We start from the raw sequence: 24,059 nt of genomic DNA on the forward strand, positions 1-24,059 counted from the left end.
AGTTATATTTCGAGGTATAAACTGCATGGAAAATACTGAAAATAGGTTTAGAGGTCCCTGTGAAGGATAGATGAACGATGGGGGCTGATGGCCGGTAGGGACCATCAGATCTTTTAAGTGTTCTTAACCACTTAATGATTGCTGGTATTGCGAGAACCCCTGAATATTTGAGAGAATTGACGACGTTGTCAAAGTGTCTATCTGTATCAGATAGGCCCACGTATGACCCGGTCCGAAGGATGACGGGACGAGTTTGTCTAGAATATAGACGACACGCCCGAGTTCGGGGGTCGGTACTCGGGCGGGGTGAGGAACCCGGCAAAGCCGGATTCAGTCCGTTCTGAGTGGCGCACGTGATGAATATATCGCGTTCCTTAAGCGCTATAACAAAGGAGCAAAAGCTCCGATACAGGGAATACATCAAGAAAGAGAGTCCGACAGATGGCGGGACAGAAAATCCGCATCCGTCTGAAGTCCTATGACCACGAGGTCATCGATTCTTCGGCACGGAAAATCGTCGAAACGGTCAAGGGCGCAGGCGCAACTGTAGTTGGCCCCGTGCCGCTGCCGACCGAGAAGAACGTCTACTGTGTTATTCGTTCTCCCCACAAGTACAAGGACAGCCGCGAGCACTTCGAGATGCGTACGCACAAGCGTCTGATCGACGTTGTTGATCCGACCCCCAAGGCTGTTGATGCCCTCATGCGTCTCGACCTGCCGGCAGACGTAAACATCGAGATCAAGCTGTAGAGGATCGCATCTAATGACTAACAAATTCGAGCGCCAGGTGAAGGGCCTGCTGGGCACCAAGCTCGGTATGACCCAGGTCTGGGACGAGGACGGCAAGTTTGTGCCCGTCACCGTCGTCAAGGCTGATTCTAACGTTGTTACCCAGATCCGTAACCAGGAGACTGACGGCTACGAGGCTGTTCAGATTGGTTTCGGTGCAATCGACTCTCGCAAGGTCACCAAGCCCCTGGCTGGTCACTTCGAGAAGGCCGGTGTTACCCCCCGACGCCACATCGTCGAACTGCGTACCGCAGATGCTTCTGAGTATTCCCTCGGTCAGGAACTGACCGTTGAGCTCTTCGAAGCAGGCCAGAAGGTCGACGTCGTTGGCAAGACCAAGGGTAAGGGCTTCGCAGGTGTTATGAAGCGTCACGGCTTCAAGGGTGTTGGCGCATCTCACGGTCAGCACAAGAACCACCGTAAGCCCGGTTCCATCGGTGGCGCATCCTACCCCGCACGCGTGTTCAAGGGTATGCGCATGGCTGGCCGTATGGGCGCAGCACGTCACACTACCTTGAACCTGACTATCCAGGGTGTGGACGCAGAGAACAATGTCCTGCTGATCAAGGGCGCAATCCCCGGTCCCAAGGGCGGCGTTGTTCTGGTTCGTACCGCTGTGAAGGGAGCCTAATACATCATGGCTGTTAAGACCCTTAAGGTAGACCTGCCCGCAGAGATTTTCGACGCGCAGGCATCCGTGCCCCTGCTGCACCAGGTTGTCGTTGCACAGCTCGCAGCAGCACGTCAGGGCACCCACAAGGCCAAGAACCGCGGCGAGGTTTCCGGTGCAGGCCGTAAGCCCTTCAAGCAGAAGGGTACCGGTAACGCACGTCAGGGCTCCATCCGTGCACCGCACATGACCGGCGGTGGCGTTGTTCACGGTCCGACTCCGCGTAACTACGCACAGCGCACCCCCAAGAAGATGATTGCCGCTGCACTGCGCGGTGCTCTCTCTGACCGCGCTCGTCACGACCGCGTCCACGTTGTCGAGAACTTCATCTCCGGTGAGACCCCCTCGACTAAGGCTGCAAAGGCTGCATTCGCAGCTATCACCGAGCGCAAGAACATCCTTCTTGTGATTGCTCGTGCAGAGGACGTTGTGGCTCTGTCCGCACGTAACCTGGAGAATGTCCACGTTCTGTACGTTGACCAGCTCAACACCTACGATGTGCTGGTTTCGGACGACGTGGTCTTCACCAAGGCAGCATTCGACGCGTTCGTTGCTGCAGCTCAGAAGAAGGAGGGCGCTAAGTAATGAGCGTTTCCACCAAGTCTGTATACGACGTGATTATTGCTCCCGTCGTCTCCGAGAAGAGCTACGGTCAGCTCGACGAAGGTAAGTACACCTTCGAGGTCGCTACCGATTCCAACAAGCTGGAAATCAAGCAGGCCATCGAGAAGATCTTTGACGTCAAGGTTGCTTCCGTCAACACCATCAACCGTCAGGGCAAGCGCAAGCGCACCCGTTTCGGTTGGGGCGCTCGCAAGAACACCAAGCGTGCGATTGTGACCCTTAAGGAAGGCACCATCGACATCTTCGGCGGTCCGCAGGCATAAGCCCCGCGGAGACCACTTTAACGAAGGAAGAAATATCTAAATGGGTATTCGTAAGTACAAGCCGACGACCCCGGGTCGCCGCGGTTCGAGCGTTGCTGATTTCGCAGAGATCACCCGCTCCACCCCGGAAAAGTCCCTGCTTCGTCCGCTTCACAAGACCGGCGGCCGTAACAACACTGGCCGCATCACCACCCGTCACAAGGGTGGCGGCCACAAGCGCCAGTACCGTCTGATCGACTTCCGTCGTCACGACAAGGACGGCGTTGACGCACGCGTTGCACACATCGAGTACGATCCTAACCGTACCGCACGCATCGCACTGCTGCACTACGTCGATGGTTCCAAGCGTTACATCATCGCTCCGAACAAGCTCGCTCAGGGCGACATCGTCGAGTCCGGTCCCGCAGCCGACATCAAGCCCGGCAACAACCTGCCCCTGCGCAACATCCCGGTTGGTACCGTGATTCACTGCGTCGAGCTCCGCCCCGGTGGCGGCGCAAAGCTGGCACGTTCCGCTGGTGCTTCTGTCCAGCTGGTTGCTAAGGAAGGCAAGTACGGCCAGCTCCGTCTGCCCTCCGGCGAAATCCGCAACGTGGATGTTCGCTGCCGCGCAACCGTGGGCGAGGTCGGCAACGCCGAGCAGTCCAACATCAACTGGGGTAAGGCTGGCCGTAACCGCTGGAAGGGCATCCGCCCGACCGTCCGTGGTGTGGTCATGAACCCGGTTGACCACCCGCACGGTGGTGGTGAAGGTAAGACCTCCGGTGGTCGTCACCCGGTTAACCCCAATGGTAAGCCCGAGGGTCGTACCCGTCGTCCCAACAAGGAAAGCGACAAGCTCATCGTTCGTCGCCGTCGTACTGGCAAGAAGCGCTAAGGAGCCTGAAACATGCCTCGTAGTTTGAAGAAGGGCCCTTTCGTTGATCAGCACCTCTACCTGAAGGTTGCAGCTCAGAACGAGAAGGGCACCAAGAACGTAATTAAGACTTGGTCGCGTCGCTCGATGATTATCCCCGACATGCTCGGTCACACCATCGCAGTGTACGACGGTCGCAAGCACGTGCCGGTGTTCATCACCGAGTCGATGGTTGGTCACAAGCTCGGCGAGTTTGCTCCGACCCGCACTTTCCGCAGCCATGTGAAGGACGACCGTAAGGGCAAGCGTCGCTAATCGGTTCACACCGATAAGCTAACGTTTCCCTTTCGGCAATAGACGAAAGAGAGATAGGCAATGGAAGCCAAGGCATCAGCGCGTTTCGTTCGCGTTACGCCTATGAAGGCCCGCCGTGTCGTCAACCTGATCCGTGGTAAGCAGGCGGAAGAGGCTCTGGCGATTCTGAAGTTCGCCCCCCAGGCAGCTTCGGAACCGGTATACAAGATCGTTGCTTCGGCAGTAGCTAACGCTCGTCAGAAGGCAACCCAGCAGGGTCTGCCCTTCCGCGAGGAAGAGCTGTTCATTAGCGAAGCATTCGTGAACGAAGGCCCGACCATGAAGCGCATTCAGCCCCGCGCTCAGGGTCGTGCATACCGAATCAACAAGCGCACCAGCCACATCACCGTGGTAGTTGCTACCCCGGAGAAGGAGGAGGACCGCTAAATGGGTCAGAAAATTCACCCGAACGGTTTCCGACTGGGCATCACCACGGACCACGTCTCCAAGTGGTTCGCTGATTCCAACAAGCCTGGCGAGCGTTACGCAGACTTCGTCCGTGAGGACGTGAAGATCCGCGAGCTGCTGGCAAAGAACCTGGATCGCGCAGGCGTTGCAAAGGTCGAGATTGAGCGTACCCGTGACCGTGTACGTGTGGACATCCACACCGCTCGTCCCGGTATCGTGATTGGCCGTCGTGGCGCAGAAGCGGACCGCATCCGCGGTGAGCTCGAGAAGCTCACCGGCAAGCAGATTCAGCTGAACATCCTCGAGGTTGCTAACCCCGACCTCTCTGCTCAGCTGGTTGCACAGAGCATCGCAGAGCAGCTCGCATCGCGTGTTGCATTCCGCCGTGCAATGAAGAAGGCAATCCAGTCCGCACAGCGTGCAGGCGCAAAGGGTATTCGTATCCAGTGCTCCGGCCGTCTGGGTGGTGCTGAAATGTCCCGTTCCGAGTTCTATCGCGAAGGCCGTGTGCCCCTGCACACCCTGCGTGCAAACATCGACTACGGCTTCTTCGAGGCCAAGACCACCTTCGGCCGTATCGGCGTGAAGGTCTGGATCTACAAGGGCGACCTGACCGACAAGGAGCTGGCAGCTCAGCAGGCAGCAAACAACCGCCGTGGCAACCGCCGCGATGGTGACCGCCGCCGCCAGGGCAACCGTGGTCCTCGTCGCGAGCGCCGCAACGAGAACGCTTCGGCAAAGGTCGAGGCCAAGACTGCAGAGAACGGTGAGGCATAAATGCTTATTCCCCGTCGAGTAAAGTACCGTAAGCAGCACCACCCCAAGCGTAGTGGTCTCGCAAAGGGCGGCACCGAAGTTAGCTTCGGTGAGTGGGGCATCCAGGCCCTGACCCCCGCATACGTGACCAACCGCCAGATTGAGGCTGCACGTATTGCAATGACCCGTTACATCAAGCGTGGCGGTAAGGTCTGGATTAACATTTACCCGGACCGCCCCCTGACCAAGAAGCCCGCTGAAACCCGTATGGGTTCCGGTAAGGGCTCGCCCGAGTGGTGGGTCGCAAATGTCAAGCCGGGTCGAGTCATGTTTGAACTCGCCGGTGTGTCCGAAGAGGTGGCTCGCGAGGCAATGCGCCTGGCAATCCACAAGCTCCCGATGAAGGCACGTATTGTGCGTCGCCGTGAAGGTGGTGAATAAGCGAGATGGCAGTAGGCTCCAAGGACCTGAGCATCGAGAAGCTCGCAGCACTCTCTAACGAGGATCTGGTTGCAAAGCTGAGCGAAGCGAAGAAGGAACTCTTCAACATCCGCTTCCAGGAAGTCACCGGTCAGGCTAATGCAGGTCGTCGTCGCACTATTAAGCGCGACATTGCACGTATCTACACCGTGCTGCGTGAGCGCGAGCTCGGTATTCGTCCCGCAACTGAAGGTGAGTCCAAGTGAGTGAAGTAAAGAACGAAGAGCGCGGCTACCGTAAGACCCGCCGCGGCTACGTTGTCTCCGACAAGATGGACAAGACCGTTGTCGTCGAGGTCGAGGACCACGTGAAGCACGCTCTGTACGGCAAGGTTGTTCGCCGTAGCTCCAAGATCAAGGCACACGATGAGCAGAACGCTGCAGGCATCGGTGACCTCGTTCTGATTGCAGAGACCCGTCCGCTGTCCGCTTCCAAGCGTTGGCGCATCGTGGAGATTCTGGAGAAGGCTAAGTAAGCCTTTCTGCAGAATTATCTGCTAGAGCAATGATGGCCCCTCTCCCACATCTGTGGGGGAGGGGCCATTGCTATGCCTTTTGAAGGTGAAACATTGCTGGTTATGAGACGTCATAATTGGAGAATCGCCGTCATATATAGAAACTGTACTTTTACAGAGCCTAGTTTATGTAGTGGTTAAATAGCGATTTGACCTGGGCAAATACGGGAAAAGCCTTCTAACGCGGATTGTAAGTGGGTAGCAGATAGTAGGGATGGCTTAGATAAAACTGAAAATAAGTTGAAAAGCCTCAGCAAGGATACTTATCATCGACTCTATGAGTGGTTAGTTATACCTTGCTTATATAGTAGGGATAACAGAGCACCTAATCCGGAGGTTGCACGACCTTTGGAGAAGTATCATCAACACATCATTGAGGATTACCATGACTTCTTCCCCTAAGCCCTCGCACAAGCTGCTCGCTGTCGCCAGCGCCCTTTCCGTCATCGCAGGCTCTTTTGCTACCGTTCCCGCTACCTTTGCGGTAAACGTCTCCGTATCCGTTCCCGGCGGGAATTCCCAGAACTCCACTGAGGAATGCCGCCACATTGCAGTGAGCGCTACCCAGTACCAGGGCCTGCCCGGCCAGTACCAGCTGGCATACTCGGCAGCAACCTCCTCCCTCTACACTTCCTTCTCCTCCGGACGCCCGCCGGTATTGACCGGTGGCGTCGGCACCTGGAACGTTGCATCCGCCCCGGCCCTCACCACTGTCTACCAGTTTCCGACCACGGACTTTATTGCACGTGGCGCTACCGCACCGACCGGTAAGCAGATTGAATCTCCCTACGGTATTGCCTACGACGAAGCAACCGGATACGTATGGGTGACCCAGACCCGCGTCAACAAGGTATCTGTCTTCGATCCCGCGACCAATAAGATTATCTGGAGCAGCGCAGAAGGTGACGTTAACCACCCCCGCGAGGTACGCGTCGACCCCTCCAGCGGCAAGGTCTTTGTATCTGGCTCCGGTGGCATTAGCGTCTTCGACACCACCCTGCACGCCCTGGTCAAGAAGATTGAATTCACCGACGCCAAGGGCGAATCTGATATCGCAATGAACATGCACGTGGACTCCACCGACGGCAAACTCTATGTGCCTTCCCTGAGTGCCGGCACCCTGAAGGTGATTGACACCAAGAGCTACGAGGTCGAGAAGACCATTCAGCTGCACAAGGAAAATGCTGAAGCTGCTCTGAATGCCTCGGACGTCACTATTGACAAGTCCTTGAAGGAAATCTACGTCAGCTCCCAGGGCGACCGTAAGGGCACTAACTCCGCTATCACTGTCTACGACCTGGAAACTGGTGCCTACAAGAAGACCATTCCTTTTGGTAGCCAGGCCCTTGCCCTTGCCTCCGACGAAGCCCGTGACCTGCTGTACGTGACCGATTACGGCACCGGCAACGTCGGTGTTGTTGATGCACGAACCGGCACCGTTGTTTCTCAGGTGTCTACCGGTGCGACCAGCGGCGCAAATGACGTGTTGGTTACTCCCGATGGGTCGGCTTATGCCGTGGCTCGAAGCGCCGAGGCTGCCTCCCCGATCGAGACCAACTACACCATCGACCCTGCTACCGGCGAATACCGAACCTCCAGCACCGAACCCAAGGGCAAGGATAACGCTGACAGCCCGATTACTCCCGGTGTCATGGTAAAGCTCAACACCACCGTTGAAACCACCGCGAAGCCTGCTGCACAGACTTCTTCTGAAGAATTGGTGAAGACCTATGCCGACGGTGCTAAGCTCTACGCCGTGAAGGACTGGACCACCGGTGAAACCCTGAAGTTGCGTGGTGAAGGCTTCAAGACTCAGGACGGTTCAAAGGGCTCCGTACTCGCAGTTAAGCTGAACAAGGGCACCATCTCTGCCAAGGCAGAGCCGAAGCTGGAAGGCGCCGAAGCGAACAGCTCGGGCGTATGGGCCTACATCAAGGCTGATGAGAACGGTAACTTCACTGCGACTATTGACCGCCCGACTGTTGCCAACTCCAACCTGCAGGAAGAGCTCAAGACCGGCGATAAGGTAGCTATTTATCTGCTCTCCGGCTCGCTGACCGAGAACGATAACGCACGTGGCGGCGTGGCAGTCGAGTACACCTTCACGACTGAGAACCAGCCGAAGAAGGAAGAAGCTAAGAACGCTCCTGTGACTCCCTCGGTTCCCCAGCCCCCCGCACCGGCAGATTCGAAGGACCAGGCTAAAGACCAGGACGGTAATGACCAGTCCAAGGCTCCTGCAGATTCCCTGAAGCCTGAGACCCCGAAGAATGACAATGGCGCCTCGAAGGTTGCTACCTCTTCGTCGCAGAACATCTCTTCTTCAAACGGTTCCGATTCTTCGAAGTCTGCTAAGCCTTCGCTAGCTAACACCGGTGCCTCCGGGGTATTGATTGCATCCGGCCTGGGCATTCTGGCTCTGATTGCAGGTGCCAGCGTTCTGGTGGCGCGTCGTCGCAAAGCATAAACGTCTATGGGGGTATTCTCTACTCGGTGCTTTTCTTACGGAGTAGAGGTGCAGGCTCCTATTGCTGGTGTGCGTAAGCCCTAAATACGTTAGGGGCGGTTCCCTTCTACGTGAAGGGAACCGCCCCTAACGTATGTCCGGAGGGATTGACATGTTCCGGGTAAAAAAAGAAAACCCGCACCGAGGTGCGGGCTTAATGGTCAAAGCGAGGTTCGGTCCCTAGACAAACGGATTAGCGAGGAAAAAGGGACCCAAGAAATCTGTCCGATAAGGACCGAACCTCTTGTTTGACGCATGCGTCTCTTCTATTATGGTACATCTCGCTGAATTTCGCATCTTCAGAGAGGATTTTTGGCAAAAAACTTGGTTTTTAAAAAAATCACCCCAAATTTCTAAACTTTTTGGCTGATTTTTGCAGAAAATGGGGGTATTGCGAGCCGTTATCTGAAGAAATATTACGAAATCTCTATCGGAAAACTTCCTTCCTCCTGCTGTCGTAGCGGTGCAGGAGGACAACGACGCCATCATAGTCGGGGCTTTCGGCGCGGTCGTATCTTTCAGATGTCTCTAAAACGTACGAGCTAGATAATGGGGGATATCTCCCGGGCACCAACCCTCCAGCGTATGATGTAGAACAATATAGAACGGTATAAGACTCGTAACCCATCACTATGCAGGCGCGGTGCAACGGGTCTTTGGATACCTGACCTACCTGCAAGACCTCCGGAGGAGAAATGTCTCAGCCAAATAACGAGCCGCAACAGAGCGCCTCATGCGTTCGCCATACTGTGGAACGACGTCCCGGTCTAGCGGGACATTATCAGATTGCCTATAACCCTGAGCGGAATACGCTCTTTGTGACCGGTAGCTTCAACCATACAAAGACTCACGGTACGCTGTGCGCCACTCTTGCACGCTTGAATGCCTGTACCTTGGAGACCGAGCTTACCGCCTTTCTGCCTGTGATTGAGGACCATAACCCCGGCCAGGAAGGCCTCTACCAAATTCAGGCCGCCTACGGGTTAGCCCTCGATAACCCGCGTGGCCTCGTATGGACCGGAGGCACCCGAACTCAGTCAGTCACTGCGTATTCGCAGGACGACTTCTCGCTCGTGTGGGATTCACGCTCCGAAGGCATCGAGATGCTTACCCCGCGTGAGCTATATGTGGCTCCCGATGGGTCTGTGCTCGTAACCGGCGCCGGTGGTTACCAGGTTATTTCTGTTGATGATAGGGGAGAGCGCGTCGTCAGCCCTCTGCAGGATTTTGGTCCCGCAATGCTGCTCGGTCCCATCGCTGATGAGGAACGGGGCCTACTGTATGTCCCGAATATCATCAAGGACGAAATCTGGGTGATTGATCTAAAGACTTGGAAACGGATCGACGTTTTCCCTGTGCACGGTGGTCAGGATGCTGAAGCAGTCGTCATGGTGCACGGTGCAGAGATCGACCCAGTTCGCGGTGAGCTTTATATTTCGGCGCAGGGAGCTGGAGGTAAGAATTCGGGCCTATATATTCTGAGCCTGGAAGGTGAGCAGCTGGCATATATACCCTTTGGTCGCATGCCCACCGACATCCTCTTCAATTCGAAGCGTCACTTGCTTTACGTTGCGGATTTTGGCGGTAAGGGAGAACCTTCCATCGCTGGGGGCGGCACCATCACTGTGGTTGCTCCTCTGACTCGCGAAGTTGTCGAGACGATTCAGGTGGCTCCTACCCGTATCAATCATCAGGTTCTACTCTCAGATGGCTCGGTAATTGCTATTGACAAGGCTGGAGACTATCCGGCAGCTGCCGTACCCTACGTGCTAGACGCTCGTAGTGGTCGATATTACGAGGCGAAGAACGAAGTGCGACCTGGAGAGGCTCCGAATCCTATCATGCGTGACGGGTTGGCTCGTGTGCGTGGTGCAGAGGAATAGGTAGAATGTCTCGAAGTTCTGGCCCACCGAAGAAAATTTGATTGAGGGCCCGCGTTTTTGCATCCATGGAGAGACGGAGGCACCTGTGTGAAACACGCTCGTGGGGCAAAGAAAATGGGCTGAAAGCCCAATGTCTTTAAAGTATCCTCGGCAAGCCTGTCACGGAACGCATTAAAACGTAGTAAGATATGAGTATCTACCACCTTTGTTTGACACATCGAGCGGTAGATTTCTCGAGGCCCCTTCAGTTTCTTATGCGTCAGGAACTACACGAAGGGGCCTCCTGCTTTAAGCGTCAAATAAGATTCTCTTTTCTGGGCCTGGTGTTCCCACGGGACTTGCTCGCAACGGCACAGCAAGTCGGGTGCAGCAAGACAGAGGTAAAAGAGATGCTATTCATGTTTATAAAACCCTTGCAATGCATCGCTGGTTCCTGTAGAGTATTAAGACTGTGCGGCTGTATCCAAATAGCCGCGCAACCACGGGCTTCTCGTGCCAGTGCATAATGCCGCTACTTACGGGTGGATACGCCCGCTTCACGCGGGTCCAAATGCTTCTGGCATGGGTTTGCCCCAGGCGTTTCCGCTAACCCCTTCCACAGAGATGGGGCCCGGGGCGTCAACCAATCCCGTAAAAATGTTCCGCAAGGCTGGCTCGCGCCTAAAGCGAGTCGGAACCGGCGAGACGACAGGAGAAATATGATTCAGCAGGAGTCGCGACTGAAGGTCGCCGATAACACTGGTGCGAAGGAAATCCTGACCATCCGTGTTCTCGGTGGTTCCTCGCGTCGCTACGCAGGCATTGGCGACATCATTGTCGCAACCGTCAAGGATGCAATTCCCGGCGGTACCGTAAAGAAGGGTGACGTTGTCAAGGCAGTCGTCGTCCGCACCAAGAAGGAAACCCGTCGTCCCGACGGCTCCTACATCAAGTTCGACGAGAACTCCGCAGTGATCCTGAAGAACACTGATGGTGATCCCCGTGGTACCCGTATCTTCGGCCCTGTGGGTCGTGAGCTTCGCGACAAGAAGTTCATGAAGATCGTTTCGCTGGCTCCGGAGGTGCTCTAATTCATGGCTAAGATCAAGTCCGGCGACCTGGTTCAGGTTATTTCCGGTGCAGATAAGGGCAAGCAGGGCAAGGTTCTGAAGGTTCTCCCCAAGGAAAACCGCGTGATTGTTGAGGGCGTTAAGGTCGTCACCAAGCACACCAAGGCTAACCCCCTGACCGGCGCAGCAGGCGGCATTCAGAAGGTTGAGGCACCGATCCACGTTTCTAACGTTGCGATTGTTGACCCCGAGACCAAGAAGCCGACCCGTGTTGGTTTCCGCCTCGAGACTGTAGAGCGTGACGGCAAGGAGCGCACCGTTCGCGTGCGCGTTGCTAAGCGTTCGGGTAAGGACATCTAATGACCGAAACCAAGATCACCCCCCGCTTCAAGACCAAGTACGCTGAGGTCGTCGTTCCCGCTCTGCAGGAAGAGTTCAAGTACGAGAACGTCATGCAGACCCCGAAGATCGTTAAGGTCGTCGTAAACATGGGTGTTGGCGAGGCAGCTCGCGACGCAAAGCTCATGGATGGTGCTATCCGCGATCTCACCGCAATCACCGGTCAGAAGCCGATTGTTACCCGCGCTAAGAAGTCCATCGCACAGTTCAAGCTGCGCGAGGGTATGCCCATCGGTGCACACGTCACCCTGCGTGGCGACCGCATGTGGGAATTCCTGGACCGCCTCGTCACCCTGGCGTTGCCCCGAATCCGCGACTTCCGCGGCCTCTCGGACCGCCAGTTTGACGGTAACGGTAACTACACCTTTGGTCTGACCGAGCAGTCCATGTTCCACGAAATCGATCAGGACTCGATCGACCGCGTGCGTGGTATGGACATCACCGTGGTGACCTCCGCGAAGACCGACGACGAGGGCCGTGCCATTCTGAAGGCACTGGGCTTCCCGTTCAAGACCAAGTAACGACTACGTTGTAGGTCCAGACCCCGTTACCGCGGGGTAGGGAAACCACAACGAGGAAGGGCACAAGCCCACAATGACTATGACTGATCCGGTCGCAGATATGCTGACCCGTTTGCGCAACGCAAACTCCGCATACCACGACACCGTATCCATGCCCTACTCCAAGCTGAAGTCTCGCATCGCCGAGATTCTGAAGGCTGAGGGTTACATCGCCGACGTTAAGGTTGAGGATGCAAAGGTCGGCAAGACCCTGACCCTCGTCCTCAAGTACGGTCCGTCCCGCGAGCGTTCTATCGCTGGCGTACGTCGTATTTCCAAGCCGGGCCTGCGTACTTACGCAAAGTCCACCAACCTGCCCCAGGTTCTGGGTGGCCTCGGCATCGCAATCCTGTCCACCTCTTCGGGTCTGCTGACTGACAAGCAGGCTGCGAAGAAGGGTGTGGGCGGCGAAGTCATCGCTTACATCTGGTAGTCGGTTAGAAGAGAAAGGAAGAGAATAATGTCACGTATTGGACGTCTCCCCATCTCGGTTCCCGCCGGCGTTGAGGTTAAGGTCGATGGCAACCTGGTCACCGTTAAGGGCGCAAAGGGTGAGCTTTCCCACAAGGTTGCTTCCCCCATCACTGTCGCTCTGAACGACAACGAGATCGTCGTGTCTCGTCCCAACGATGAGCGCCTGTCTCGCTCGCTGCACGGTCTGACTCGTACCCTGATTCAGAACCTGATTATTGGCGTGACCTCCGGCTACGAGAAGAAGCTGGAAATCGTCGGTACCGGTTACCGTGTGACCCCGAAGGGCAACGACCTGGAGTTCGCTCTGGGTTACTCCCACCCGATCAACATCACCGCTCCCGAAGGTATTACCTTTGCAGTGGAGGGTGCTAACAAGCTGACCGTGTCGGGTATCGACAAGCAGCTCGTTGGTCAGGTTGCAGCAAACATTCGTGGTCTGCGTAAGCCCGACCCCTACAAGGGCAAGGGTATCCGCTACGCAGGTGAGCACATCCGCCGCAAGGTCGGAAAGGCTGGTAAGTAAACATGGCTATCAAGTCGAAGGCAGCGCAGCGTGCACGTCGTCACGCTCGCATCCGCAAGTACGTTTCGGGTACCGCTGCGCGTCCGCGCCTGTGCGTCACCCGTTCGACCCGTCACATGTTCGTTCAGGTTATCGACGATGTCAAGGGCGTGACCCTGGCATCCGCTTCCACCATGGAAGCAGAGCTGCGTGCAGCTGACCTGGACAAGACCGCTAAGGCAAAGCGCGTTGGTGAGCTCGTTGCAGAGCGCGCCAAGGCGGCAGGCGTTGAGGCAGTCGTGTTCGACCGCGGTGGTAACAAGTACCACGGCCGTGTTGCAGCCGTTGCTGACGGTGCACGCGAAGGGGGTCTTGCACTCTAATGAGCGAGCAGAACGTAAAGGAAACTCAGGTGAGCGAAGCAGTAGTAGCTGAAACCGCTGAGACCTCCAACCAGCGCGAGGAGCGCCGCAACAACCGCGGCGAGCGTCGTGGCCGTGGTGAGCGCCGTAACAACCGCGCTCGCGAGGAGGAGAAGGACAAGTACATCGAGCGCGTTGTGACTATCAACCGCGTTTCCAAGGTCGTCAAGGGTGGTCGTCGCTTCAGCTTCACCGCACTGGTCGTCGTTGGTGACGGTAACGGCCTGGTCGGCGTTGGCTACGGTAAGGCTAAGGAAGTTCCCGCAGCAATCTCCAAGGGTGTCGAGGAAGCAAAGAAGAACTTCTTCCGCGTTCCCCGCATCGAGGGTCGCACCATCCCGCACCGCGTGCAGGGTGAGGCAGCTGCAGGTGTTGTGATGCTCCGCCCGGCAACCGCTGGTACCGGTGTTATCGCAGGTGGCCCCGTGCGTGCAGTACTCGAGTGTGCAGGCATTCACGACGTGCTGTCCAAGTCGCTCGGTTCCTCGAACCAGATCAACATCGTTCACGCAACCGTTGCAGCACTCAAGCAGCTTGAGGAGCCTCTGGCAGTGGCAGCCCGCCGTGGCCTGCCCACCGACGAGGTTATCCCCAGCTACCTGCGCAACACCAAGTCTGAGAAGGCAGGTGCGTAGTAATGGCCAAGCGTATTCAGCCCAGCGACGCAAAGCTGGAAATCACCCAGGTCAAGTCCTATGTTGGTCAGAAGCAGAACATGCGCGACACCCTGCGTTCCCTGGGCCTCAAGCGCCCCGGTAACAAGGTTGTTCGCACTGCTGACCCCGTCACCGTTGGCATGGTTAACACCGTTGCTCACCTGGTGAAGGTTGAGGAGGTCAAGTAAAGATGGCAGAAGCTATCAAGATTCACGATCTGCGCCCGGCACCGGGTGCCCGCAAGGCAAAGACCCGCGTTGGCCGCGGTGAAGGCTCCAAGGGTAAGACCGCAGGTCGCGGTACCAAGGGTACCAAGGCACGTTACCAGGTTCGTGCAGGCTTTGAAGGCGGCCAGTTGCCGCTGCACATGCGCCTGCCGAAGCTGCGCGGCTTCAAGAACCCCTTCCGCACCGAGTACCAGGTTGTTAACCTGGACCGCATCCAGGAACTGTTCCCCAACGGTGGCGACGTCACCGTCGAGGCACTGGTTGCTAAGGGTGCCGTTCGTAAGAACGAGCTCGTGAAGGTTCTGGGCAGCGGCGAAATCTCCGTCAAGGTGAACGTTGTTGTCGACAAGGCATCGGCTTCCGCTATTGAGAAGATCGAGGCCGCTGGCGGTTCTGTAACCGTTAAGTAGTCTTAGCTACTGAAAGCCCCCGCTCGAATACTTCGAGCGGGGGCTTTCGCATGAAAAATCATTCCAATAGTTATATATAGCTGATTTAGCATGTATATATAGGTTAGATGGGGTGCTTTAACAGGGCCTAGGAGGTAAAAATCACGCTAGAAGAATATAAAACGTGCATATTCTGGTGAGAAGTTATCTTTCGCCCGCCTAAACACGATAGACTGGAAGATGTGTTTACTGCGCCCTAAAACTCTTTGAGGGGGAAGGGCGCCCAGAGATTTACAGGAGGACATGTGCTGAGCGCAGTGGGGCGAGTCTTTAAGACTGCCGATTTGCGGCGTAAGCTGCTGTTTACCCTGGCAATGATTGTGCTGTACCGTTTGGGTACCTTTATCCCCGCACCGGGTGTTTCCTATGGAAACGTGCAACAGTGTCTTGAATCCAACACTACCAGTGGCGGTGTCTACGATATTGTGAACCTTTTCAGCGGTGGTGCACTGCTGCAGCTGTCAATCTTTGCCCTCGGCGTGATGCCGTATATTACTGCGTCCATTATCATTCAGTTGCTGCGTGTGGTCATCCCGCGGTTCCAGGAGCTACATGAAGAGGGCGCTCAAGGTCAGGCAAAGCTAACGCAGTACACCCGTTACCTCACCATCGCCCTCGCATTGCTGAACGCTACCACCATCGTCTCGATGGCGCGCTCCGGCGTTCTGCTGGGCAACTGCCCCGGTATCATTCCGCAGGACGACGTGATGCACATTCTGCTCATCATCGTCACCCTGTGTGCTGGTACCACCGTCATCATGTGGATGGGTGAGCAGATTACCGAGCACGGCGTGGGTAATGGTATGTCTCTGCTGATTTTCACCTCTATCGCCTCCTCATTCCCGAACGCTCTGGGTTCCATTCAGCGAACCCACGGTTGGGGAATCTTTGCAGCCGTCTGCGGTATCGGCCTCGTCGTGATGCTTGCCGTGGTGTACGTGGAACAGTCGGTCCGCCGTATCCCAGTGCAGTACGCCAAGCGTATGATTGGTCGCCGCACTATCGGCGGAACCAGCACGTACATCCCGTTGAAGGTCAACATGGCTGGCGTGATTCCGCTGATTTTTGCCTCCTCCCTGTTGACCTTGCCCGGACTGCTGGCCCAGTTCAACACCCCCACCAACGGCTCAACCCCGCCGGACTGGGTGAACTGGATTAATGCGTACCTGGTGCGTGGCGACCACCCGCTGTACATCGTTCTCTACTTCTTCATGATTATTGGTTTCGCCTACTTCTACGTGGCGGTCACCTTTGACCCGGTTGAGGTCGCAGATAACATGAAGAAGTACGGTGGCTTTATCCCCGGTATCCGTGCGGGCAAGCCGACCGAGCGTTACCTCAGCTATGTGCTTAACCGCATCACCCTGCCCGGTGCGCTTTATCTGGGTGTCATCTCCATGATTCCTCTTGTTGCGCTGATTCTCTTCAACGCAAACCAGAATTTCCCGTTCGGTGGCGCGTCGCTGCTGATCGTGGTGGGTGTTGGTCTTGATACTCTCAAGCAGATTAACGCCCAGCTCCAACAACGAAACTACGAAGGATTGCTCCGATGAACCGTCTGCTCATCGTTGGCCCTCCCGGTGCCGGTAAGGGTACCCAGGCCGTCAAGATTGCTGAAGCACTGAAGATTCCCGCCATCTCCACCGGCGACATCTTCCGCAAGAATATTAAGGAAGAGACCGAGCTCGGTAAGGAAGCGAAGTCGTACATCGACTCCGGCAACCTGGTCCCCGACTCCGTCACCAACAACATGGTGCGTGCCCGCCTGGACGAGGGTGACGTCTCCAACGGCTTCCTGCTGGATGGCTACCCCCGCAACACCGCGCAGGTGCACGAGCTTGACTCCATCCTGGAAGCCAAAGGCGAGAAGATTGACCGCGTCCTGCTGCTGGTTGCCGACAATGACGAGCTGGTTGAGCGTCTGCTCAACCGCGCCGCTGAGCAGGGCCGCACCGATGACAACGAAGAGGTCATTCGTCACCGTCTGAAGGTCTATGAAGAAGAGACCGCACCGCTGATTGCGGTTTACCGTGAGCGCGGTATCGTCAAGGAAGTGAACGGCCTGGGCGAAATCGCCGAGGTGACCGAGCGTATCCTCGACGCACTGAAGTAACCCTTTGCTGTACCCCCGCGATTGTGGTGCTTGATGCATCACAGAGACTTGCGGGGGTACAGTGCTGTCTGTAGAGTTCTAAGCTTGGGCATGTAGCCCTCAACCCAGAAGGAGCCGCATCGTGGCACGAGTCGAAATCAAAACCAACGCACAGCTTCAGCAGATGGCCCGTGCTGGGGTCATCACCAGCCGCGCTCTTGATGCGGCTGTCGTCGCCGCACGCCCCGGCGTAACCACAGCCGAGGTGGACGCCGCCTTCGAGCGCACCATGGTGGAGCTGGGAGGCACCTCTAACTTCTACGGGTACTACGATTACCCGGCTACTGTGTGCACCTCCGTCAACCACGAGGTTGTGCATGGTATCCCCGGCGACTACGTTCTGAAGGACGGCGATATCCTTTCGATTGATGGTGGTGCGTACGTGATTGACCCCGCCACCAACCGTCAGTGGCATGGTGATTCGGCGCGTACCGTCCTGATTGGCAATGCGAGCGAAGCCCGCGCTGAGCTGTCCGCCGTAACTCGTGAAGCTATGTGGCACGGTATTGCCGCATTGGCTACGGCAAAGAAGGTCGGTGAAATCGGCCTGGCTATCGAGGCGTATGTCACCGAGGAGTACGGCGATAAGTACGGCATCATTGAAGACTACGTGGGCCACGGCATCGGTTCGCAGATGCACATGGCACCCGATGTTCTGAACTATGCGGTGCGTGACTTGGGGCCCCGAATCAAACCCGGTATGGCCCTTGCTATCGAACCGATGCTCGTCACCGGGTCCATCGAGACTAAGGTTCTCTCGGACGACTGGACGGTCGTGACGGTGGACGGTTCCGACGCCTGCCAGTGGGAGCACTCTGTGGCCGTACACAGTGACGGAATCTGGGTCCTGACTGCAGAAGATGGTGGCGCAAGCGAGCTGGCTCGTTTCGGCATCACCCCCGTGCCTATCCCCGCCTAATATAGTCGCCGGCGGGCAGCAAGCCCGCGCGACGCATCTCAAGCATCAACCACACAGGAAGAAGCTCCATGAGCGAAACTCTTACCGGGTGCGAGAAGACCGAGTCCACCTCGACGAAGGTGCCGGTAGAAATCTCCACCACCCGCCCCAAGCCTGGGCAGATTACTCTCAAAGCTCCGCGCCGTACGAAGCCGCCGAAGCATATTGCGGATTTCGATATGGCCGGTCGCCGCGAGTTTCTGAAGGAACTGGGTTACCAACCTTTCCGCGCCTCCCAGCTGTCGAAGCACTATTTTGAGCGTCTGGTGACCGACCCCGCAGAGATGACTGATTTGCCCGCCAAGGAACGCGAACAGATGGTTGCACAGGCCATGCCCCGGTTGCTGACTCCGGTGCGCACGCTGGAGGCTGACGGTGGGGATACCATCAAGGTGGTGCACCGCCTCTTTGACGGCGCTTTGATCGAGTCGGTCATTATGCGTTACGACAACCGCGTGACCATGTGTATTTCATCACAGGCAGGATGCGGCATGAACTGCCCCTTCTGCGCCACCGGACAGCAAGGCCTGACGCGCAACCTTTCCACCGCTGAAATTGTGGAGCAGGTGGTGGCCGGTGCCCGCTACCTGAAGCAGATGAAGGGCCTTGAGGAAGCCGAGGGAGGTAGCGAAGATACCCGTCCTCTGCGCGTTTCCAATATTGTGTTTATGGGTATGGGTGAGGCGCTCGCTAACTACAAGTCGACGATGGGTGCTATCCACCGTCTGATTGATCCGGCTCCGGAGGGGTTGGGTATCTCGGCGCGCGGTTTGACGATGTCGACCGTGGGCCTGGTTCCGGGTATCCGTAAGTTCGAGATGGAGAAGCTACCCATCACTCTGGCTCTGTCCCTGCATGCACCGGATGATGAACTGCGCGACGAACTGATTCCGATTAACCAGCGGTGGAAGGTCGATGAGACTCTGGATGCCGCCTACGACTACTACCGCACGACCGGTCGTCGTATCTCGATTGAGTACGCGCTGATTCGCGATATTAATGACCAGGGTTGGCGCGCCGATTTGCTGGGTAAGAAGCTGGCGCAGCGCGGCCGTGGTTGGGTGCATGTGAACCCGATTCCGTTGAACCCGACTCCCGGTTCGAAGTGGACGGCTTCTCGTAAGGGTGTGGAGCAGAACTTCGTGGAGCGCCTGCGAGCTCATGGTATTCCGACTACGATTCGTGATACTCGTGGCTCTGATATTGATGGTGCTTGTGGCCAGCTTGCCGCTAAGGAAGAAGAGTAGCAGCTGTGTGTACAGGGCGGTACCCTTCACCCTTGGAAGGTGTCAAGGCGTTTTCTGAGAACTACTCGGGATAAAGCCGAGTGGGGGAGGGGCGCCGCCCTTTTGTCTTCTATGGATTTGTGATGCGCGGGATGCCTGGCTTCTTTGGGCTGTGGGTTAAGTGCTAGATGCCATAAATATCACGGTTGTTTTTAAAGATGATTTGCCGTAGAGTTAAGAGTTGGTTGTTTATGCCGATGTGAAGTGCGTCTTAAAACGCCTGCATCTCACCTAGGTGAGCTCATAAACAGAAGATACATTTGTCCGGAGCATCTGTTTCGGGCACCGACGTTAGCGGAGGATATGGCTAAGAAAGACGGCGTCATCGAGATCGAAGGCTCTGTGGTTGAAGCTCTGCCCAACGCGATGTTCCGTGTTGAGCTGGATAATGGCCACAAGGTTCTCGCACACATCTCGGGCAAGATGCGTCAGCACTATATTCGAATCCTGCCTGAGGACCGAGTGGTAGTGGAACTGAGCCCCTACGACCTTTCCCGAGGTCGTATCGTCTACCGTTACAAGTAAACCCGAGATAAACGTCGCCCTCTGGCGGCGTTTAAATCGTGTTCAAAGGGATAAATAGTTCCCCAACGTAAGTGAGGGAACCTCTTATCTCGCCAGTAATCAAGTTGCAATCAAAAGGAATGCGATGAAGGTCAAGCCGAGCGTTAAGCCGATCTGCGATAAGTGCAAGGTGATCCGCCGTCACGGTGTGGTCATGGTGATCTGCGAAAACCCGCGCCACAAGCAGCGCCAGGGCTAATCCCTAGTAGCTGACTTCATAGCCGCCCACGGGCGGAATTGTCATAGGCACCGCTCCGAAGCGACACCTCAATGGGTGACTTCGGATACCTCCGGACTCAGAGGCCGGGGACCGGGTTAGAACAATCCGGGCAGTGATGCTATAGACCTCTGGAAAACAACAAGGAGAAGCCAGTATGGCACGTCTCGCTGGAGTTGATATTCCCCGCGAAAAGCGCGTGGAAGTTGCTCTCACTTACATCTACGGCGTGGGTAAGACCCGTGCACACGAAACCCTCGCTGCTACCGGCGTCAACCCTGACACCCGCGTCAAGGACCTGACCGACCAGGAGCTCGTGGCACTTCGTGACTTCATCGAAGGCAACTACAAGGTTGAAGGTGATCTTCGCCGCGAGGTTGCAGCTGACATCCGCCGCAAGGTCGAAATCGGCTCCTACCAGGGTCTGCGTCACCGCCGCGGCCTGCCGGTTCACGGTCAGCGCACCAAGACCAACGCACGTACCCGTAAGGGCCCGAAGCGTACCGTCGCAGGTAAGAAGAAGTAAGACACGTTGCTTTGTTGGGTATTCTTACCCGGCCAACGTATTAGTAAACCTTTGTAGGAGAATCAAAAATGCCTCCCAAGACTCGCGCTGCGGCAGCTCGTAAGACCAACCGCCGCAAGGTTAGCAAGAACATCGTTGCTGGTCAGGCTCACATCAAGTCGACCTTCAACAACACCATCGTCTCCATCACCGATCCCACCGGTGCAGTGATTTCCTGGTCCTCCGCTGGCGACATGGGCTTCAAGGGCTCCCGTAAGTCCACCCCCTACGCCGCTCAGCTGGCTGCTGAGGCCGCTGCAAACCGCGCCAAGGAGCACGGCGTCCGCAAGGTCGACGTCTTCGTTAAGGGCCCCGGTTCCGGCCGCGAAACCGCAATCCGTTCCCTGCAGGCTGCAGGCCTCGAGGTCGGTTCGATTCAGGACGTTACCCCCGTTGCACACAACGGTTGCCGTCCTCCGAAGCGTCGCCGCGTCTAATTAGGTTTCGACCTAATCTCTCGACGGGTGTGCTCCGTTTGGAGATGCACCCGGAGAGCACAGACACCCGTCTGCTTCCTAAGATATGTTTTCCCCAACCTGTGGGCTCATATAGCGGAGCTCACCGAAAGGAAACAAAGTGCTCATTGCACAGCGCCCCACTCTGACTGAAGAGGTCGTAGCGCCCAACCGCTCGCGCTTCACCATCGAGCCTCTGGAGCCCGGTTTCGGCTACACCATGGGTAACTCCCTCCGCCGTACTCTGCTGTCCTCCATTCCCGGCGCCGCTGTTACCAGCGTCCGCATCGATGGTGTACTGCACGAGTTCAGCACTGTTCCCGGCGTGACCGAGGACGTCACCGAGATCATCTTGAACATCAAGAAGCTCTCCATCTCTTCTGAGAACGACGAGCCCGTCGTAGCCTACCTGCGCAAGCAGGGCGAAGGTGAACTGACCGCAGGCGACATCGAGGTTCCCGCCGGTGTGGAGATTCACAACCCGGATCTGCACCTGGCAACCCTGAACGCCTCGGCAAACTTCAACGCTGAGCTGGTTATTGAGCGTGGTCGCGGTTACGTGACCGCTGCACAGAACAAGGTCGGCGACGGCGAGATTGGCCGTATCCCGGTTGACTCCATCTACTCTCCGGTTCTGAAGGTTACCTTCAGCGTGAACGCAACCCGTGTTGAGCAGCGCACCGACTTCGACAGCCTGACCCTGGACGTCGAGACCAAGGAAGCCATCGCACCGCGTGACGCTGTTGCCTCTGCCGGCAGCACCCTGGTCGAGCTCTTCGGCCTGGCCCGCGAGCTGAACATTGCTGCTGAGGGTATCGAAGTTGGCCCGTCGCCCGCCGACGAGTCTATGGCCGCTGATCTGGCTCAGCCGATCGAGGACCTGAACATGTCCGTCCGCTCCTACAACTGCCTTAAGCGCGAGGGTATCCACACCGTGGGTGAGCTCGTGACCCGCAGTGAAGCTGACCTGATGGACATTCGTAACTTTGGTGCTAAGTCCATTGATGAAGTCAAGGCAAAGCTCATCGAGCTCGGCCTGGCTCTGAAGGATTCCCCTCCCGGTTTTGAGCCTGCCGCACGCCCGCTTGATGACGAAGACGGTTCCGGCGAATAATTTCGGCCGAATAGTTCACCCGGTTCCCCCGGGATCAGTCAAACTTGATTCCCTAAGAGGCTCCGCTGTTGGGGCGTTAGGGAACGCAACTATGGAGAAATAAATATGCCTACTCCCACTAAGGGTCCCCGCCTCGGCGGTTCCCCGACCCACGAGCGCCACATGCTCAACAACCTGTCGGCGCAGCTGTTCCAGCACAAGCGCATCACCACCACCCTGACCAAGGCAAAGCGCCTGCGTCCGGTGGCTGAGCGTTTCATCACCTTCGGTAAGAAGGGCGACCTGGCTGCTCGCCGTCGCGTGCTGCGTTCCATCGCCGACAAGTCCGTCGTGCATGAGCTCTTCACCGTCATTGCTCCCGCAATGGCAGAGCGCCCCGGTGGTTACACCCGCATCATCAAGATTGGTAACCGCAAGGGTGACAACGCTCCCATGGCTGTTATCGAGCTCGTGATGGAGCCCGTAGCATCCAAGGGCGCCGTTGCTGAGGCAACCAAGGTTGCTGAGAAGGCAGCAGAGGCTCCTAAGGCTGAGGCCCCCAAGGCTGAGGCCCCCAAGGCTGAGGTTGCTGAGGGTCTGCCCGCCGGTTCCCACGCACCCCTGGAATCCGGCGAGGCTCCCGAGGGCTTCGAGGTTAAGGGTAACTCCGACTCCATGAAGTACCACGTGCCCGGTTCCCGCTGGTACTCCAGCACCAAGGCTGAGATCTGGTTCGACTCTGCAGAGTCGGCAGAGGCTGCAGGTTACGCCCCCGCAGGTGGCGCAGCAGCTCAGAAGGTTTCCAAGTAATCAGGATTCCTCTGACGTAGGCCTAGCCTAAATATTGTTGATCCGCCGTCCGCTTCTGCGGGCGGCGGATTGGCGTATCTGCACCTGACCAACGCATCCTGGAACTCCTCCCACGAACGCACCGACCATCGAAAGGCACCCATGCTCAACATATCAGAGGGCATACTCGAAAACAGCTCTGCCGAAAGGCCTCAAGTGGCTGCGCACCGTGTACGCATCGATTGTGCCTACGACGGTTCTCTTTTCAGTGGCTGGGCCGCTCAGCCGCACTTGGTTACTGTGCAAGGGGTGCTCGAGAGTGCATTGGAGCTTATTTTGCGTAGCCCGCATCGAGTGGTGGTCGCCGGTCGGACCGACGCCGGAGTTCACGCCGAGGCCCAGACTGTGCACTGCGACTTGACTGAAGTCGACTGGGATCGATTAAAGGGACGTACTGGGGACGATGATCCGGCTCCTGCGCTGGTCCGTCGCTTGCAGGGTGCTCTGCGGCGTTGTCTTTATGACGCGGAGGAGCGTCTCGGACTCCCGAAAACTCTTACAGGTATTTTGCAGGGGGCGGTTCAGGTGCATTCGGTAACTGAGGTGCCTTTTGACTTTGATGCGCGTTTTTCAGCCACGGGTCGCCGCTACGTGTACCGCATTGCTGACGGGAGCGCCAACGGCGTAAACCCTCTGCACCGCACCTATACCTGGGCTGTTGCAGAGCCGTTGGATTGTAAGCAGCTTAATGAGGCCGCAACTCAACTATTAGGTCTGCGTGACTTCCTTTCTTTCTGCAAACCGCGCGAGGGCGCGACCACGATCCGTGAGCTACGGGAGCTGAGCTTTACTCGCAACGACAACGGGATTATCGAGGTGCGAGTGGTTGCTGACGCTTTTTGCCACCATATGGTGCGTTCCCTCGTTGGTGCCCTGGTTCTGTATGGTACGGGCAAACGCGATGGGGTTTGGCTGCGTGAGCGGATTGAGAACCCTGGGCGTGAGGCTTCCTTAACGTTGGCGCCTCCGCACGCTTTGGCTCTGGCTGAGATTTACTACCCGCATCCTGAGCTATACGGAACGCAGGCTGAGAGGGCTCGCTCTCGACGTGAGGAAAGTGAGCTGGGCTGACGGTATGT

The 24,059-nt window shown here is 56.9% G+C and carries 33 protein-coding genes; all 33 read left to right on the plus strand.

All coding sequences use genetic code 11. The features are described from left to right. The first annotated feature begins 441 nt into the window (after window positions 1-441). Window positions 442-750 (plus strand): 30S ribosomal protein S10, encoded by a 309-nt coding sequence (gene rpsJ, locus JX292_RS01675; protein ID WP_004005287.1) that lies wholly within the window; start codon window positions 442-444, stop codon window positions 748-750. A 13-nt stretch (window positions 751-763) separates the two neighbouring features. After that, window positions 764-1,420: a 50S ribosomal protein L3 gene (gene rplC, locus JX292_RS01680; protein WP_005504955.1), complete on the plus strand. Its 657-nt coding sequence runs from the start codon at window positions 764-766 to the stop codon at window positions 1,418-1,420. Window positions 1,421-1,426: 6 nt separating this feature from the next. Beyond that, entirely contained in the window at window positions 1,427-2,044 is a 618-nt protein-coding gene (gene rplD / locus JX292_RS01685) for a 50S ribosomal protein L4 (RefSeq protein ID WP_049331907.1), read from the plus strand. Continuing rightward, complete coding sequence (gene rplW, locus JX292_RS01690; protein WP_005504959.1) at window positions 2,044-2,346, plus strand: 50S ribosomal protein L23; 303 nt, start codon at window positions 2,044-2,046, stop codon at window positions 2,344-2,346. The genes rplD and rplW overlap by 1 nt, the downstream gene beginning before the upstream one ends. Window positions 2,347-2,386: 40 nt before the next feature. Continuing rightward, window positions 2,387-3,223 carry a 50S ribosomal protein L2 gene (gene rplB, locus JX292_RS01695; protein ID WP_204860667.1) on the plus strand — a complete coding sequence of 279 codons (837 nt, stop codon included), beginning with the start codon at window positions 2,387-2,389 and terminating at the stop codon, window positions 3,221-3,223. Window positions 3,224-3,235: 12 nt separating this feature from the next. Next, entirely contained in the window at window positions 3,236-3,517 is a 282-nt protein-coding gene (gene rpsS / locus JX292_RS01700; protein ID WP_004005282.1) for a 30S ribosomal protein S19, read from the plus strand. 60 nt (window positions 3,518-3,577) lie between these two features. Then, window positions 3,578-3,943 carry a 50S ribosomal protein L22 gene (gene rplV / locus JX292_RS01705; RefSeq protein ID WP_005504964.1) on the plus strand — a complete coding sequence of 122 codons (366 nt, stop codon included), beginning with the start codon at window positions 3,578-3,580 and terminating at the stop codon, window positions 3,941-3,943. Then, a complete protein-coding gene (gene rpsC, locus JX292_RS01710) occupies window positions 3,944-4,741 on the plus strand; it encodes a 30S ribosomal protein S3 (protein WP_049331911.1) in 798 nt (265 codons plus the stop codon). After that, a complete protein-coding gene (rplP, locus tag JX292_RS01715; protein ID WP_204860670.1) occupies window positions 4,742-5,161 on the plus strand; it encodes a 50S ribosomal protein L16 in 420 nt (139 codons plus the stop codon). It abuts the gene before it with no gap. A 5-nt stretch (window positions 5,162-5,166) separates the two neighbouring features. After that, window positions 5,167-5,406, plus strand: coding sequence for a 50S ribosomal protein L29 (gene rpmC / locus JX292_RS01720; protein ID WP_204860672.1), 240 nt, complete (start codon window positions 5,167-5,169; stop codon window positions 5,404-5,406). Then, window positions 5,403-5,675 carry a 30S ribosomal protein S17 gene (gene rpsQ, locus JX292_RS01725; protein ID WP_204860674.1) on the plus strand — a complete coding sequence of 91 codons (273 nt, stop codon included), beginning with the start codon at window positions 5,403-5,405 and terminating at the stop codon, window positions 5,673-5,675. Before rpmC ends, rpsQ begins: the two co-directional genes overlap by 4 nt. A gap of 424 nt (window positions 5,676-6,099) precedes the next feature. After that, complete coding sequence (locus tag JX292_RS01730) at window positions 6,100-8,181, plus strand: LPXTG cell wall anchor domain-containing protein (RefSeq protein WP_204860677.1); 2,082 nt, start codon at window positions 6,100-6,102, stop codon at window positions 8,179-8,181. A gap of 932 nt (window positions 8,182-9,113) precedes the next feature. Further along, window positions 9,114-10,103 carry a YncE family protein gene (locus JX292_RS01735; protein ID WP_239653572.1) on the plus strand — a complete coding sequence of 330 codons (990 nt, stop codon included), beginning with the start codon at window positions 9,114-9,116 and terminating at the stop codon, window positions 10,101-10,103. 698 nt (window positions 10,104-10,801) lie between these two features. Further along, window positions 10,802-11,173, plus strand: a complete 372-nt coding sequence (gene rplN / locus JX292_RS01740) for a 50S ribosomal protein L14 (protein WP_005504986.1) — start codon at window positions 10,802-10,804, stop codon at window positions 11,171-11,173. Between the two features lie 3 nt (window positions 11,174-11,176). After that, window positions 11,177-11,512, plus strand: a complete 336-nt coding sequence (gene rplX, locus JX292_RS01745) for a 50S ribosomal protein L24 (RefSeq protein ID WP_005504988.1) — start codon at window positions 11,177-11,179, stop codon at window positions 11,510-11,512. Continuing rightward, window positions 11,512-12,072, plus strand: coding sequence for a 50S ribosomal protein L5 (gene rplE, locus JX292_RS01750; RefSeq protein ID WP_049331923.1), 561 nt, complete (start codon window positions 11,512-11,514; stop codon window positions 12,070-12,072). Before rplX ends, rplE begins: the two co-directional genes overlap by 1 nt. 73 nt (window positions 12,073-12,145) lie before the next feature. Continuing rightward, window positions 12,146-12,544 (plus strand): 30S ribosomal protein S8, encoded by a 399-nt coding sequence (rpsH, locus tag JX292_RS01755; RefSeq protein ID WP_049331925.1) that lies wholly within the window; start codon window positions 12,146-12,148, stop codon window positions 12,542-12,544. A 27-nt stretch (window positions 12,545-12,571) separates the two neighbouring features. Then, window positions 12,572-13,108, plus strand: coding sequence for a 50S ribosomal protein L6 (gene rplF, locus JX292_RS01760; RefSeq protein ID WP_204860681.1), 537 nt, complete (start codon window positions 12,572-12,574; stop codon window positions 13,106-13,108). 2 nt (window positions 13,109-13,110) lie between these two features. Further along, on the plus strand, window positions 13,111-13,470 hold the full coding sequence (gene rplR, locus JX292_RS01765; RefSeq protein ID WP_005505006.1) for a 50S ribosomal protein L18: 360 nt from the start codon (window positions 13,111-13,113) through the stop codon (window positions 13,468-13,470). Between the two features lie 29 nt (window positions 13,471-13,499). Continuing rightward, window positions 13,500-14,144 carry a 30S ribosomal protein S5 gene (gene rpsE / locus JX292_RS01770; protein WP_204860947.1) on the plus strand — a complete coding sequence of 215 codons (645 nt, stop codon included), beginning with the start codon at window positions 13,500-13,502 and terminating at the stop codon, window positions 14,142-14,144. A 2-nt stretch (window positions 14,145-14,146) separates the two neighbouring features. Next, entirely contained in the window at window positions 14,147-14,353 is a 207-nt protein-coding gene (rpmD, locus tag JX292_RS01775) for a 50S ribosomal protein L30 (protein WP_004005265.1), read from the plus strand. A gap of 2 nt (window positions 14,354-14,355) precedes the next feature. Further along, the gene (gene rplO / locus JX292_RS01780; protein WP_204860684.1) at window positions 14,356-14,802 is read left to right on the plus strand and encodes a 50S ribosomal protein L15; all 447 of its coding nucleotides are present in this window, start codon (window positions 14,356-14,358) and stop codon (window positions 14,800-14,802) included. A gap of 284 nt (window positions 14,803-15,086) precedes the next feature. Next, window positions 15,087-16,394 carry a preprotein translocase subunit SecY gene (secY, locus tag JX292_RS01785; protein ID WP_204860685.1) on the plus strand — a complete coding sequence of 436 codons (1,308 nt, stop codon included), beginning with the start codon at window positions 15,087-15,089 and terminating at the stop codon, window positions 16,392-16,394. Continuing rightward, window positions 16,391-16,954, plus strand: coding sequence for an adenylate kinase (locus JX292_RS01790; protein ID WP_204860686.1), 564 nt, complete (start codon window positions 16,391-16,393; stop codon window positions 16,952-16,954). The genes secY and JX292_RS01790 overlap by 4 nt, the downstream gene beginning before the upstream one ends. A 121-nt stretch (window positions 16,955-17,075) precedes the next feature. Then, window positions 17,076-17,912, plus strand: coding sequence for a type I methionyl aminopeptidase (gene map, locus JX292_RS01795; protein ID WP_204860687.1), 837 nt, complete (start codon window positions 17,076-17,078; stop codon window positions 17,910-17,912). Window positions 17,913-17,980: 68 nt separating this feature from the next. Then, on the plus strand, window positions 17,981-19,198 hold the full coding sequence (rlmN, locus tag JX292_RS01800; RefSeq protein ID WP_204860688.1) for a 23S rRNA (adenine(2503)-C(2))-methyltransferase RlmN: 1,218 nt from the start codon (window positions 17,981-17,983) through the stop codon (window positions 19,196-19,198). Window positions 19,199-19,540: 342 nt separating this feature from the next. Then, complete coding sequence (gene infA / locus JX292_RS01805; protein ID WP_005505018.1) at window positions 19,541-19,762, plus strand: translation initiation factor IF-1; 222 nt, start codon at window positions 19,541-19,543, stop codon at window positions 19,760-19,762. A 124-nt stretch (window positions 19,763-19,886) separates the two neighbouring features. Next, entirely contained in the window at window positions 19,887-20,000 is a 114-nt protein-coding gene (rpmJ, locus tag JX292_RS01810; RefSeq protein ID WP_004005257.1) for a 50S ribosomal protein L36, read from the plus strand. 175 nt (window positions 20,001-20,175) lie between these two features. Continuing rightward, window positions 20,176-20,544 (plus strand): 30S ribosomal protein S13, encoded by a 369-nt coding sequence (gene rpsM, locus JX292_RS01815; protein ID WP_005505026.1) that lies wholly within the window; start codon window positions 20,176-20,178, stop codon window positions 20,542-20,544. 68 nt (window positions 20,545-20,612) lie between these two features. Further along, on the plus strand, window positions 20,613-21,020 hold the full coding sequence (gene rpsK / locus JX292_RS01820; RefSeq protein WP_005505028.1) for a 30S ribosomal protein S11: 408 nt from the start codon (window positions 20,613-20,615) through the stop codon (window positions 21,018-21,020). Window positions 21,021-21,159: 139 nt separating this feature from the next. Further along, entirely contained in the window at window positions 21,160-22,152 is a 993-nt protein-coding gene (locus JX292_RS01825; protein WP_204860689.1) for a DNA-directed RNA polymerase subunit alpha, read from the plus strand. A 105-nt stretch (window positions 22,153-22,257) separates the two neighbouring features. Continuing rightward, on the plus strand, window positions 22,258-22,941 hold the full coding sequence (gene rplQ, locus JX292_RS01830; RefSeq protein WP_204860691.1) for a 50S ribosomal protein L17: 684 nt from the start codon (window positions 22,258-22,260) through the stop codon (window positions 22,939-22,941). A gap of 141 nt (window positions 22,942-23,082) precedes the next feature. Further along, window positions 23,083-24,051 (plus strand): tRNA pseudouridine(38-40) synthase TruA, encoded by a 969-nt coding sequence (gene truA / locus JX292_RS01835; protein WP_204860948.1) that lies wholly within the window; start codon window positions 23,083-23,085, stop codon window positions 24,049-24,051. Window positions 24,052-24,059: the final 8 nt, after the last annotated feature.

This window comes from Rothia mucilaginosa, assembly GCF_901875305.1.
Taxonomy (GTDB): domain Bacteria; phylum Actinomycetota; class Actinomycetes; order Actinomycetales; family Micrococcaceae; genus Rothia.

Bases quoted from the DNA above. Each gene is read 5' to 3' on its own strand.
- rplD (WP_049331907.1), top strand. From the start codon at position 1,427: ATGGCTGTTAAGACCCTTAAGGTAGACCTGCCCGCAGAGATTTTCGAC.
- rpsK (WP_005505028.1), top strand. From the start codon at position 20,613: ATGCCTCCCAAGACTCGCGCTGCGGCAGCTCGTAAGACCAACCGCCGC.
- rpsJ (WP_004005287.1), top strand. From the start codon at position 442: ATGGCGGGACAGAAAATCCGCATCCGTCTGAAGTCCTATGACCACGAG.
- rplN (WP_005504986.1), top strand. From the start codon at position 10,802: ATGATTCAGCAGGAGTCGCGACTGAAGGTCGCCGATAACACTGGTGCG.
- infA (WP_005505018.1), top strand. From the start codon at position 19,541: ATGGCTAAGAAAGACGGCGTCATCGAGATCGAAGGCTCTGTGGTTGAA.
- rplB (WP_204860667.1), top strand. From the start codon at position 2,387: ATGGGTATTCGTAAGTACAAGCCGACGACCCCGGGTCGCCGCGGTTCG.
- rplO (WP_204860684.1), top strand. From the start codon at position 14,356: ATGGCAGAAGCTATCAAGATTCACGATCTGCGCCCGGCACCGGGTGCC.
- rpmJ (WP_004005257.1), top strand. From the start codon at position 19,887: ATGAAGGTCAAGCCGAGCGTTAAGCCGATCTGCGATAAGTGCAAGGTG.
- rplW (WP_005504959.1), top strand. From the start codon at position 2,044: ATGAGCGTTTCCACCAAGTCTGTATACGACGTGATTATTGCTCCCGTC.
- rplC (WP_005504955.1), top strand. From the start codon at position 764: ATGACTAACAAATTCGAGCGCCAGGTGAAGGGCCTGCTGGGCACCAAG.
- rplV (WP_005504964.1), top strand. From the start codon at position 3,578: ATGGAAGCCAAGGCATCAGCGCGTTTCGTTCGCGTTACGCCTATGAAG.
- rplR (WP_005505006.1), top strand. From the start codon at position 13,111: ATGGCTATCAAGTCGAAGGCAGCGCAGCGTGCACGTCGTCACGCTCGC.
- JX292_RS01730 (WP_204860677.1), top strand. From the start codon at position 6,100: ATGACTTCTTCCCCTAAGCCCTCGCACAAGCTGCTCGCTGTCGCCAGC.
- rpmD (WP_004005265.1), top strand. From the start codon at position 14,147: ATGGCCAAGCGTATTCAGCCCAGCGACGCAAAGCTGGAAATCACCCAG.
- truA (WP_204860948.1), top strand. From the start codon at position 23,083: ATGCTCAACATATCAGAGGGCATACTCGAAAACAGCTCTGCCGAAAGG.
- rpsM (WP_005505026.1), top strand. From the start codon at position 20,176: ATGGCACGTCTCGCTGGAGTTGATATTCCCCGCGAAAAGCGCGTGGAA.
- JX292_RS01790 (WP_204860686.1), top strand. From the start codon at position 16,391: ATGAACCGTCTGCTCATCGTTGGCCCTCCCGGTGCCGGTAAGGGTACC.
- rpsC (WP_049331911.1), top strand. From the start codon at position 3,944: ATGGGTCAGAAAATTCACCCGAACGGTTTCCGACTGGGCATCACCACG.
- rplF (WP_204860681.1), top strand. From the start codon at position 12,572: ATGTCACGTATTGGACGTCTCCCCATCTCGGTTCCCGCCGGCGTTGAG.
- rpmC (WP_204860672.1), top strand. From the start codon at position 5,167: ATGGCAGTAGGCTCCAAGGACCTGAGCATCGAGAAGCTCGCAGCACTC.
- rpsH (WP_049331925.1), top strand. From the start codon at position 12,146: ATGACTATGACTGATCCGGTCGCAGATATGCTGACCCGTTTGCGCAAC.
- rplP (WP_204860670.1), top strand. From the start codon at position 4,742: ATGCTTATTCCCCGTCGAGTAAAGTACCGTAAGCAGCACCACCCCAAG.
- rplQ (WP_204860691.1), top strand. From the start codon at position 22,258: ATGCCTACTCCCACTAAGGGTCCCCGCCTCGGCGGTTCCCCGACCCAC.
- rlmN (WP_204860688.1), top strand. From the start codon at position 17,981: ATGAGCGAAACTCTTACCGGGTGCGAGAAGACCGAGTCCACCTCGACG.
- rpsS (WP_004005282.1), top strand. From the start codon at position 3,236: ATGCCTCGTAGTTTGAAGAAGGGCCCTTTCGTTGATCAGCACCTCTAC.
- rplE (WP_049331923.1), top strand. From the start codon at position 11,512: ATGACCGAAACCAAGATCACCCCCCGCTTCAAGACCAAGTACGCTGAG.
- rplX (WP_005504988.1), top strand. From the start codon at position 11,177: ATGGCTAAGATCAAGTCCGGCGACCTGGTTCAGGTTATTTCCGGTGCA.